Genomic DNA, 11,973 nt, shown 5'->3' on the forward strand with positions numbered 1-11,973 from the left:
CTCAAGGACGAGGTGAGCTCTGCTATTCAATTCCTTCAATTTGCTTGATGACCTTCGCTGGGTTTCCAGCGACAACAACCCCATCAGGAACATCTTTTGTTACGACGGCCCCTGAAGCGACGACGGAATGACTCCCAATTGTAACGCCAGGATTGATGATGGCCTTTCCGCCAATCCATACATGATCCCCTATCGTAACCGGCTTTCCATATTCCACTCCAGAACAGCGTTCGAAGGGATCCAGCGGATGTGTGGCAGTATAGATATGCACTCCGGGAGCCAACATGCAGTCCCTGCCAATTTTTACCTCACAAACATCCAATATGACACAATCAAAATTAGCATAAAAGTTTTCCCCGACAGTAATGTTATATCCATAGTCACAGCGAAAAGTGGGTTCAATATATATATTTGTTCCAATGGAACCGAAAAGCTGTTTCAGCAGTGCGGTTCGTTCATCCCCTTCATTTTCGGTTGTCTGATTGTATAACCGGGTTAACTTTCTCGCATTTTCCCTATCCCTTATTAATTCTGGATCCGCAGCCATATAAGGTTCCCCGTTCACCATCTTTTCTTTTTCAGTAATCATATTTCCTTCTCCTTTTTTCTTGTTTTTATATAGATATAAAAAAATAACTGAATATTAGAATATTTTATTCGCAAAATGAATTGCAGTACTTTTTACTCAAATTTCCTGTTGAATCTAAATGCCTCACTCATTTTCATAATAAGAAGTAAGAAAAGAAAGATTTTTCCGAATAATTAATGAAATAGTTTTGACAAACCTTCAATCGGATTTTATAGTAAGAAGAGTTATGTGTAATTCATAGTTTCATGTAGGTACATGTTAACAGATAGATAGAGTAGACAGAAGTTCATTTCACCTTTATCGGAAATTGATGGACAACTCTTTTCTTCGTTTAAGAGAATCAAAACAATGGAGGCCTCATTATGTCACAGAAAGCACCACTTTCTTTTATTATTATTACAGGATTAATGCTTTTCGCCTTATTTTTTGGTGCAGGAAACTTAATTTTTCCTGCCATGCTCGGTCAATCCGCTGGGACCAATTTATGGTCGGCTAGTTTAGGATTCATCATTACTGGGGTTGGATTGCCATTCATTACAATATTGGCATTTGGTTTTTCAGGAGAAAATGATGTCCAATCGCTTGCAAGCAGGGCACACCCTTTGTTCGGCCTCATTTTCACGGTCGTTCTTTACTTATCATTGGGACCGCTTTTCGCTCTTCCGAGAACGGGTAGTGTATCTTACGAAATAGGGATAAAACCTTTCCTTTCCAATGACGTCGGTTTTTTACCACTGCTGATATTCACGATCATATACTTTGGAATTGCCTGTTTATTATCCATCAATCCATCAAAAATGCTGGATGTTGTCGGAAAAATATTAACACCATTATTATTGATTTTCATCGGGATCCTCATTGTGGTCGCAATTATTAGCCCAATGGGTGAAATTCAGTCACCATCGGCAGATTATTCAGATAATTCTTTCTTTAAAGGATTTAAAGAAGGGTATTTGACAATGGATACACTGGCTGCATTTGCTTTTGGGATCATTATCATTAATACAATCAAAGATAAGGGAATCACTTCAAGAAAAGAAGTGTTAGGCTTAAGTATAAAAGCCGGCATAATAGCCGCTTCTTTGTTGGTGATCGTTTATACGGCCATGACTTATGTCGGAGCGACAAGTGTGGAAAAACTGGGTCAACTGGATAATGGCGGAGACGTTTTGGCTCAAGCCTCCAATCATTTTTTCGGATCGGCCGGTGCAGTGTTATTGGGATTGATTGTGATCGCAGCATGTCTAACTACAAGCATTGGGTTGATAACGGCTTGTTCTACGTACTTCAATAAAATACTGCCTGTTATTTCGTATAAATCATTTGTCGTCATCTTCTCCGTTTTTAGTGCGGCTGTTGCCAATGTAGGTTTGGCCAAGCTGATTTCCATTACGGTGCCTGTATTAACGGCGCTTTACCCCGTGGCGATCGTTTTGATTGTGCTAACGTTCTTCCATTCCCTTTTCAAAGGGAAATCGGAGGTATACTTAGTAAGCTTATTATTAACGGCCATCATCAGCACAATGGATGGATTAATAGCATCAGGAATTAAAATGGAAACTGTTTCGGTTCTTTTCAACCAATACCTTCCACTATATAGTGTGGGGATAGGGTGGGTGATTCCTGCCATAATCGGCGGTTTATTGGGCTATATGATAAGCTTGATGAAACCGACCCTGAGGAAGCCTATTAAGGTCTTCATTAACTATATGAGAATGAACTTCAAATCATGAAAGGCGCTGTCTTGATGACAGCTCTTTAAACAGGAGGCAAACTCGATAATAATTGAGTTTGCCTACTGTTTTTTTGAGGGGCCTGTTGATTTCCACTCCAGGCACTCGCTTTTCCCGGAGTCCCGCGCACCCGTTCCAATCAACTTGAATTTTAGAAAAACTTTAGGCTGGACTGGGACTAGTTCATAGTCTAATTTACTGAAAAGATTGAAGAAACTTTATTTCTGAAATCAACTGGAACGTTTTTTAAATAAAAAAACTGCGTTACTTCGAGTTTGTCTATAAACTGGAGCTGTCTTGATGACAGCTCTTTTCCTTAGTGTTTGTTTTTAATGGGAAAGAGCCTTAAAATGTTCAGAAAGGGGTGTAGGGACATAATGATTAATCGATTACCATTAGAAATCGCAAATATATTACAAGCAAATAAAAAAAATCCTGCTCAATTTGAGGAATTGATCAGGAGCGGCGGGTATCTGCCTCCCGAGATCGAGTTGATGGTAGATGCCATCACTGCCTTAAGCATGGGGAAGAATATCCTTTTGAAGGGGCCGACAGGGGCAGGGAAAACAAAGTTTGCCGAGACATTATCTAATTTATTCAACCAGCCGATGTTCAGTGTCAACTGCTCAGTCGACTTGGATGCCGAAAGCTTATTGGGCTTCAAGACGTTGGCTTATAAAGATGAAAAACAGGTGATAGAATTCGTACCTGGGCCTGTGATCAATTCGATGACTCACGGTCATTTCCTATATATAGATGAAATCAACATGGCGAAACCGGAAACACTTCCGCTTATCAATGGGGTGCTTGATTACAGAAGGACGATAACGAATCCGTTCACGAATGAAGTCATTACTGCAAAAGATGGCTTTAATGTAATTGCTGCAATCAACGAAGGGTATGTCGGTACAGTGCCGCTGAATGAAGCTCTAAAAAATAGGTTTGTTGTAATCGAAGTTCCTTATATCGAAGGGGAGCAGTTAAAGCAATTGATAGAAACCAATACAAAGCTGAAAGATCCAAGAAATATAGAATTGTTCGTTAAACTGTCGAGTGATTTGATAAACGCCGTGAATCAAGGAAAAGTGGCTGAAGATGCGGCATCGATCCGGGCTTTGCTCGATGCTTGCGATCTGAGTGTATTGATCCCGCCTAAACGGGCAATTCTCCGTTCCGTTGTGGATAAGTTGGACGAGGAACGGGAGCGTGAGTTTGTGAAGAACTTGGCTGACACATTATTCTAACTAGGAGAATGCCTCATGAAGTATATCCGATTCAATGATTCAATAATTGATACGGCCCTTTTTTTACAGCTGCAGGATCTCTCGACTGTCTTATCCGGCATTCCTGAGTTGGAGTTCGAATACAATTATGGCTCTTTCATTGATTTGATCGAGAATAAGGTAACAGCCAGCCATTTTTGGGAAAACGGAAATAAGGAAGTGAAGGAAGCCGGGCTGAAAACAGATGTGCTGCTTAGAACGATAGGTACGCTGCATCATTCAACAATCCAGAACATGAAGGAATATCAGGACATAATCGGGGAAAGTTCGCTTCCGAAGTTTGCAGCCCAATTATTCGCTATACTGGAAGACTTGCGGTTGGAAGAATTGGTGAAGAAGGAAAGGCCAGGCACGAAAAAATGGTTTTCGGTAAGGAGGGCTTACCTTAAACAATATTTCGAAAGCCAATTAGCAACGAATGTCACCAGAAGTTTTGCACTGGATGAATTATACTGCCTCATATATTTACTGCTTCAATCTGACAGGCCTGATCCGATTTTTCCTAGAGCCAATGTACGGCAGCTGGAAGAACTGGAGAAACTCAAACCGTTCATCCATTCTGTCTTTGAAGCCACTAAAACCAGTGATATCACGAGGATTTGCGAGCAAATCGTTTTCCGTGTGAACGATGGATACGATGATACGATGAATGAATATTTCATCTTCCCCATTGCAAATGTGGAGAAGTATACAGCAAATACCTTATTTGATGAACTGACTAGAAATGATGAACTGTTGAACGATGATACAGAAGATGTAGACGAAGAAAAAAGTGAGTTCATTGATGAAAAGTTCTCGACTTGGCATCGAGAGAATAAGAACGGCGAGAATAATTCGACCTTTCTTCAATTTGAATTGGAGCAAGGAACGAAAACAAATCTGATGGGCGGAGGTGCGCGTGAAGCGGAAGATGCCGACCAAGCACTGGCTTCGATTCAGGGCTCATCAGGGGAAAGTCAGCAAAAGGAATACAATCAGCAGGAAACGCTAGAGAAGAAACAAACGAATATTGGCAAAAGTGGTGAACATCCATTTGGTGAAGAAAATAAAGACGTCGTCCAGGTAATTAAAGAAGCCAAAATACCAACACTTACTGAGGAGAAACGTTACCGTGAGTTTGTTGCCGATATCGAACCGTTTAAGAGAAAACTCTCCAGTACAATTGAAAAGACATTGGAAAATAAAAAGAATGCACCAAGAAAAGATTTGGTATTTGGCCGTCTATCGAAGAAATTACTGCCGCTTGTACTTGAAGAAAATCCAAGGGTCTTTTATAAAAAGAACCAGGATTCAAATGAAATGGATGCCGTATTCACATTGCTTATCGATTGCTCGGCTTCAATGCATAACAAAATGGATGAAACGAAACGGGGAGTCGTCCTGTTTCATGAAGTGCTGAAAAAATTAAGGATTCCTCACTCGATCGTAGGATTTTGGGAAGATGCAAATGAAGTGAGAGAAGGATATCAGCCGAATTACTTCCATGTAATCCAGTCCCATTCCGATTCTTTTTATCTGAATTCAGGAGCGAAAATCATGCAGCTTGAACCGGAGGAAGACAACCGGGACGGATACAGTATCAGGGTGGCCACAATGGAATTGGAAAAAAGACGTGAAAAAAACCGTTTCTTGCTCGTATTTTCCGATGGTGAGCCGGCAGCAAGCGATTATGATCAAAATGGAATTGTCGATACACATCTTGCCGTAACAGAAGCAAGGAAAAAAGGAATAGAAGTCCTAGGCTTGTTTTTAGCGGATGGCAGTGTAGATGAAAGTGAAGAAATGACGATGAAAAACATCTATGGAAAAGAACGGTTAATGATTCCGAGTGTAGCTGAATTACCCGAACAATTTACACCGCTGTTAAAAAAACTGCTGCTGAAGACCATTTGATATGAAACATAATCATAATGAAATTGGAAGTTGTAGATCCTGTTTTATAAATAAGAAACGCAGTAGGATTCAGATTTGGATCTTACTGTGTTTTTTTGTTTGTCATGCCATCTTCGCAGTAAGTGAATGATGGGAAACTTGAAAATAAAAACAAGAACAATTGCGATTTCTTTGCCGGGATTGGGGTAAACCATAAATGAGGAAGTGATCTTTATGATGAATTTAGTGTTTATGCTACTTTATTTTATAATCATTGTTCTTGTTATTGAAATATCGGTTACCTTGTTGAAATTGACTGGATTAAAAAGCACTGTAGCCAGATTTCAGGTTATCTCCATGCTGACAGGTACTGGTTTTACAACTGACGAGTCTAAATCCATTATTGATCATCCCGTTCGAAGGAAAATAAGCATGTTTTTAATTTTATTTGGTGTTTTCTCACTTGCTGTCATCATTTCATCGATTAGTACATTGCTTACAGATGACCTTCGGTTGATGGAGTTAAGCATCATTATTGGAATATTGGTGGCCTTAGCCATTTTTGTGAAAACTCCATTCCTGAATAATAGAATATCGAATAAGATGCGCAGTGAGATGTACAATCATTATGAATTATGGGAACATCCGATAGAAGATGTCCTATTTTTAGAAGATGAAGACGTGGTCATGGAGATTGATATTTATGAGGACTCCGAATTCATAGATGTCAAAGCGTTTGATGTCATACCACATGGAGCGGACATCAATATTTTATTTATTGAAAGCGGAGAAGTGATAATCAGGAAAGAGTTATATGAGCATAAAATTAAATTAGGGGATAACCTCCTTTTGTATGGAGATAAAAGGGAGATAGAAGATGCATTTTCAAAAGAAATCGAAGTGATGAAGAAGAAAAAAGGTACATCGGAATGAAAAAATCCCTGCCTTAATATAAGGCGGGGATTTTTTGGTGATGGGCATTAATGTTTTTTATTCGGTAATTTCTGCGCGGGGTTGCCGTTACCTTGCCGGCGAAAATTGCCTTCTTCCTTTTTCTGCTGCTCTTGAATGCTTTCAACAAATTCCTTTGAACTTTTCATGGAATGTACCTCCTCCGTTATTTTCTTTTTTACTATAACCAGAATAGACGAAATTCATGAGTATGGAAGGGGACAACTGACTCCGTGAATATTTTTAAATCTTTTGGCAGGGAGCAGTTGGTATTATATGGACTAAGAAATGAAACACAAGTCTTGAAATATATAGAGGTCGAGGGCAGGATCGACATTGCCAATGTGGTTTCGTTTTTTAGTGAGTAAATAAGCCCAATGGGTTACGGGTCAGTCGGTTAGGGTAAATGGAGACTTCGTTTAAATTAAATTGTTTGTCATTCAACTAAGCAATTTAATGATGAACGTTTTTGTTTGAGCGATGATAAGATAGAGCTAGCTAAGAGGAACCAGATAAAAAACAAGGGCAGGTAAAAGTGGACCCAATTTTGCCAGATGACTCCTGCTAATGCAAGGGCGGCCATGAAATTGAATACTATTTAAATATCGTTATCTAATGTTAGAATACATAACATTTGAATATTTTGAATATTGACAAAAATAAGGGAGGTAACTATAATAATCAATAATAATATCCATGAATAAACGTTTATTGGGGTTTTGCCTATGGAACGGACAACTACTGTCCGAGAATTATGTGAGATGCATACTCACTTACTGGACAAGGATATTCAAACTCTTGAAAACCTGTCTGCGAATTTATCGTTGATAGCCAATTTGAATAAAGCGAATGTCTTTATTGATTGTCCGGTGCTTGAAGGGAAGCATGCCGTAGTCGTGGCAGAGGCATGCGCACATTCCGTAAAATCGGTTTATGATCATCCGGTTGTCGGGAAATTTGCCTATGAGGCTTTTGAGCCGGCAGTATTTTATGTATTGCGGACCGGAAAGGACATGTTCGTGAATCGGGCATTGACTCAAGAGGGAGCTATGGTCCAGCAAAGTGTCGTTCCGGTCAAGGGAGAATGCAATCGGGTCATAGCCGTTTTGATCATGGAAAAGGTGATTCAAGAAGAACCTGAAACGTTAAATCAGTTTGGGAGGCAAGATCAACAAAATTCCTTAGTTCCTGAATTTATCGAAGAGTCCATTTTCCTGATTAATAGCCAGAACCGACTTGTCTATACGAATCCTGCCGCCATTAATTTAGTAACGGAAATATGTTTGACCGAATGTGTGTTAGGGGACCCCATTTTAAAGTATTTTCCTGGCTTTGCCGATGTTCTTGCTTCAAAAGAAGAGATTTTAATGATGGAAATGAACATTGGTAAAAAGATTTTCCAAATAAAGAAGTTCCATTTAGGCAACAAGAATTCCAATGAAACGTTCATCATCATCCGGGATCTGACCGAACTGCGGGATAAAGAGAGAGAGCTGATTAGCAAGTCAGTAGCCATTCGTGAAATTCATCATAGGGTGAAGAATAATTTGCAGACTGTTGCCAGTTTACTTAGGCTGCAAATGAGGATAGGGGCCCCTGAAGAAAGCAAGCCCCATTTATTAGTCAGTTTGAACCGGGTGTTAAGCATATCGTCGGTTTATGAAATCATTTTGGCAAGCAGACATGTCGATCACGTTGATTTATTGGAGCTCATTAAGAAAATAGGAGATATGATTATTTGTACGGAGGATCATGCCCGTAATTTCCTAAGCATTGAATATACGGGGGAGCTTCATTCCATTGATTCCGACATTGGCATTTCCGTCGCGCTGGTGGTGAATGAGCTCATTCATAATTGTGTGAAGCATGCTTTCATGGAAGGAACGGAAGGGAAGATTACCGTATGCTTTCAAAAGGATGGTTCTGAATTGGAGATTCAAGTTAAGGATGATGGCATCGGATATTCGCCGGCAGTGAAACCTTCTTTGGGGCTGGATATCATCCGCATGACGGTGGAAAATGATTTGGATGGGGAGTTTTCGATCCATCGGATTAAAGGTGGTACCCTGGCTTCTGTAAGATTTCCATACAAGGGGTAGGTGGGGGACGTGGTCAAGAGGATTTTGGTCGTGGAAGATGAATCGATCGTTCTCCTTGATATAACGATTATGCTTAAGGATGCAGGCTTCGATGTGGTTGGACATGCACGTGACGGCGAGAAGGCGATTGAATTGGCACATGCACTGCAGCCGGATCTCGTTTTGATGGACATAAAAATGCCTAAAATGAATGGGCTTAAGGCTAGCGAGGTGATTTCCAATACCTTTCAGATACCGGTCCTGCTTTTAACTGCATTCAGCCAGCGTGAATATATCGACGAGGCGAAACGGGCAAATATCGTAGGATATCTTGTAAAGCCAATAACGGAGGCGGATTTGATTCCGGCAGTGGAGATAGCTTTACTGCAAGCAGCCAATGCAAAAAAGTATCAGGAACGAAATGCCCAATTGGATGAAACGCTCACAAATCGTAAAGTCATTGAAAAGGCAAAAGGGATTATCATGAAAAGGAAGAATGTATCGGAAGAAACCGCTTACAACAAGCTGAGGAAGCTAAGCATGGATAAGCAGCTTTCCATGGAGACAGTGGCACGCCTAATCGTTACAAAGGATCAAAAACAAGTAAATAGATGAAGCAATGGCGCTTTGATGGACCAAATTGGTTGTAGGTAGGCAATTCTACTGAAATAACCAAAGTTTGGGCTATAAAAGGCGTCTTTTTTTATACCCTTTTTTAAAAGTCGATAGGCCAAATCAAATCGTAAATTCAGGGGGAATATGTATGGAGATGGTAGGTAAATTCGTTATTTATATCATTATGGTGTGTGCCGTTGTCGGTGCTTTGGCATCGATTAAAGACAGTGAGCAAGGCTTGGGCAAACAGTTCATGGAAGGCTTGCATACCGTTGGCCATATATTTATCCCGGCAGCTGGAATCATGGCCTCAATCCCTTATTTATCATGGTTCATAGATACAGTATGCGGCCCGATCTTCGCAGCGATCGGTGCAGATCCCGCCCTCGCTGCAACAACGATTTTGGCAACGGATATGGGCGGTTACCAATTGGCGGCCGAGCTGCAGGAATCATATGAAGGCTGGATCATGGCGATGATTGTCGGATTCATGTCTGGAGCAACGATTGTATTCTCGATTCCAATGGGGCTTGCCATGCTAGAGAAGCGTGATCATAAATATATGGCACTTGGTGTCATGTCAGGGATCCTGACGATTCCCATTGGCGCCTTTATCTCAAGCGTGCTAGTGGTGGCAACGAATTCGAAAATTCGCGAAGTGATTTCCACGAATGCGGACTCGACACACGAATTCGCGTTGAGCTATTTGAAAATTGCCATGAATCTTTCTCCTCTTCTTATTTTTGTGGTGCTGCTTGCTTTAGGTCTTTATTTCCTGCCGGATTTGATGATCAAAGGGTTCATGTGGTTTGGGAAAATATTGGATGCCGCGATTAAACTTGTACTCGTGGTTTCAATCGTGGAGATTTTCACCGGACTGTTTTCCAATGTATTTGGTGCTTGGGGGTTCCATCCCATCATGGCCGATAAGGCGGACCAGTTCCGTGCCCTGGAAACGGCGGGGTATATCGGGATTATGCTGGCAGGTGCTTTTCCAATGATTTACCTGATTCAAAAATATGCAGGCAAGCCGCTTGAAGCGATGGGCGGGAAAATCGGATTGAGCAAAGCGGGGAGTGCAGGGATATTAGCCACGGTAGCCAATATATTGGCGATGTTCAAACTTGTTAAAGATATGCCGCCGAAGGATAAGGTCATAAACATTTCCTTCGCTGTGTGTGCAGCTTTCCTATTAGGCGATCATTTATCTTTCACAGCCAACTTTCAGCCATCCTTAATTTTACCCGTCATAGTAGGCAAGCTATCTGCCGGCGCTATTGGAATCGGTCTTGCTTACTGGCTGTCCGTTCCGAAAGCTTTGGAATTAGAAGAAAAAGATCGTGCAGCGGGAGTCATCGGCATAAATGAATATAAAACGAAAAACCAGGAAGAAGAAAGCGATGAAATCCAAGTGGTGTAAAACTGAGGTGTGAATTTAATGAATGAACAGGCGGAACGAATCATCAGTGCAGGAATCGATATTGGCACTAGTACGACAAAACTTGTTATCAGTGAGCTTTCGCTTAGGAATGTGGCGGGTGGCGGACAGGTGCCAAAAATAGAAATTACCGATAAGAAAATTCTGTATCGAAGTCCCATTTTCAAGACCCCGCTTTTATCCGATACGGTAATTGATATACCTGCTGTTCAAAGAATGGTGGAAAGTGAATATCATCAAGCCGGGATTACGATGGAAAACATACAAACAGGGGCCGTCATCATCACAGGTGAAACGGCAACCAAACAAAATGCAGAAGAAATGGTATACCGGTTATCCAAAGCGGCAGGGGAATTCCTTGTAGCGGCAGCTGGTCCGGATTTGGAGGGAATCATTGCCGCAAAGGGATCTGGTGCCTATCAACATTCGATCGAGACAGGTAAGACTATAGCGAATATAGATATTGGCGGGGGAACGGCGAATATTGCCGTATACCGTTCCGGTATGCTTTGCGGAACTTGCACACTGCATATAGGAGGCCGTTTGGTGGAATGGGAGGGAGCGAAGGTTAAGGTTGCTCCCTCAATAGGAAAATGGCTGAAATCAAAAGGGTATTCACCTTTGAATGTTGATGGGGTAATCATCGCAAATGAAATGTCTAAGGTGCTTTCGAGGTTTTTGGCTGGTTCATACACAAAAGAAGATGAACTTCTTTTAGTCGGGAAGGAGCCATCTTGGACAGGACGAATAGAGGGGTTGATGTTCTCGGGAGGTGTCAGTGATTGCATCTATCATGAAGAACGGATGGACAAACGCTTTCAGGATATCGGCATGATGCTTGCAACCTCTATAAAGGAAAATGAAGTATTGGCTGCATGGGAGTGGAAACAGCCCGTTGAAACAGTTCGGGCGACTGTTCTAGGAGCAGGCACACATACAACTGAAATTAGCGGAGCTACCATCGAGGTGAATGATTCTCATCTCCCAGTCCGTAATATCCCAGTCTACCGCATCGATTTTCAAGGCGTGCTGGATGATGGAACCGGGATAATGGCACAATCGGTTCAGGATGCGATAACGATATACGATCCACTAAAGGAGGGACTGAATTTTGCCTTTTATTTAACGAATTTGCCTTATCTATCATTTCGGGACATACAGCAGCTCTCAGCCGAATTTACCGAGGCGTTGAAGCAAAAACCAAATCAGCAGCAGCCCCTGATAATTGTCATGGATAGTGATTATGGGAAGGTGCTTGGTCAAACATTTCTAGCGAACCAACCAGACTTGCCGGTCATCTGCATTGATCAGACACAAGTGGAACATGGTGATTATTTAGATATAGGAAAGCTGCTGCGGACAGGGGTCGTTCCGGTTGTCGTAAAAACACTGACCTTCCACAACTAAGAAACGG

Annotated in this window: 11 protein-coding genes; 9 read left to right on the forward strand and 2 right to left on the reverse strand. The window is 41.5% G+C overall.

All coding sequences use genetic code 11. From position 1 onward, the window contains the following. Positions 1–22: 22 nt before the first annotated feature. The gene (locus ACQKKK_RS19630) at positions 23–589 is read right to left on the reverse strand and encodes a sugar O-acetyltransferase (RefSeq protein WP_427618371.1); all 567 of its coding nucleotides are present in this window, start codon (positions 587–589) and stop codon (positions 23–25) included. 362 nt (positions 590–951) lie between these two features. On the opposite strand from ACQKKK_RS19630, the gene brnQ reads away from it, so the two are divergent. From brnQ to ACQKKK_RS19650, 4 genes are all read left to right on the forward strand, one after another. Beyond that, positions 952–2,322, forward strand: a complete 1,371-nt coding sequence (gene brnQ, locus ACQKKK_RS19635; RefSeq protein ID WP_427618373.1) for a branched-chain amino acid transport system II carrier protein — start codon at positions 952–954, stop codon at positions 2,320–2,322. A gap of 377 nt (positions 2,323–2,699) precedes the next feature. Beyond that, on the forward strand, positions 2,700–3,566 hold the full coding sequence (locus ACQKKK_RS19640) for an AAA family ATPase (protein WP_427618375.1): 867 nt from the start codon (positions 2,700–2,702) through the stop codon (positions 3,564–3,566). 15 nt (positions 3,567–3,581) lie between these two features. After that, on the forward strand, positions 3,582–5,498 hold the full coding sequence (locus ACQKKK_RS19645; RefSeq protein ID WP_427618377.1) for a vWA domain-containing protein: 1,917 nt from the start codon (positions 3,582–3,584) through the stop codon (positions 5,496–5,498). A gap of 213 nt (positions 5,499–5,711) precedes the next feature. Continuing rightward, the gene (locus ACQKKK_RS19650) at positions 5,712–6,410 is read left to right on the forward strand and encodes a TrkA C-terminal domain-containing protein (protein ID WP_427618378.1); all 699 of its coding nucleotides are present in this window, start codon (positions 5,712–5,714) and stop codon (positions 6,408–6,410) included. A gap of 47 nt (positions 6,411–6,457) precedes the next feature. Here ACQKKK_RS19650 and ACQKKK_RS19655 read toward each other — a convergent pair whose 3' ends face one another. Beyond that, a complete protein-coding gene (locus ACQKKK_RS19655; protein ID WP_061465287.1) occupies positions 6,458–6,577 on the reverse strand; it encodes a DUF4023 family protein in 120 nt (39 codons plus the stop codon). Positions 6,578–6,661: 84 nt separating this feature from the next. Here ACQKKK_RS19655 and ACQKKK_RS19660 point away from each other — a divergent pair, with 84 nt between their 5' ends. The 5 genes from ACQKKK_RS19660 (at position 6,662) to ACQKKK_RS19680 (ending at position 11,966) form a co-directional block, all read left to right on the forward strand. Next, on the forward strand, positions 6,662–6,796 hold the full coding sequence (locus ACQKKK_RS19660) for a hypothetical protein (RefSeq protein ID WP_427618380.1): 135 nt from the start codon (positions 6,662–6,664) through the stop codon (positions 6,794–6,796). 357 nt (positions 6,797–7,153) lie between these two features. Further along, complete coding sequence (locus ACQKKK_RS19665) at positions 7,154–8,527, forward strand: histidine kinase N-terminal domain-containing protein (RefSeq protein WP_427618382.1); 1,374 nt, start codon at positions 7,154–7,156, stop codon at positions 8,525–8,527. 9 nt (positions 8,528–8,536) lie between these two features. Then, a complete protein-coding gene (locus ACQKKK_RS19670; protein ID WP_427618384.1) occupies positions 8,537–9,121 on the forward strand; it encodes an ANTAR domain-containing response regulator in 585 nt (194 codons plus the stop codon). Positions 9,122–9,269: 148 nt separating this feature from the next. Further along, a complete protein-coding gene (eutH, locus tag ACQKKK_RS19675; protein ID WP_427618386.1) occupies positions 9,270–10,541 on the forward strand; it encodes an ethanolamine utilization protein EutH in 1,272 nt (423 codons plus the stop codon). A gap of 18 nt (positions 10,542–10,559) precedes the next feature. Beyond that, a complete protein-coding gene (locus ACQKKK_RS19680) occupies positions 10,560–11,966 on the forward strand; it encodes an ethanolamine ammonia-lyase reactivating factor EutA (protein WP_427618387.1) in 1,407 nt (468 codons plus the stop codon). Positions 11,967–11,973: the final 7 nt, after the last annotated feature.

The sequence above is a fragment of the Peribacillus sp. NPDC006672 genome (genome assembly GCF_050274955.1).
GTDB lineage: Bacteria > Bacillota > Bacilli > Bacillales > DSM-1321 > Peribacillus.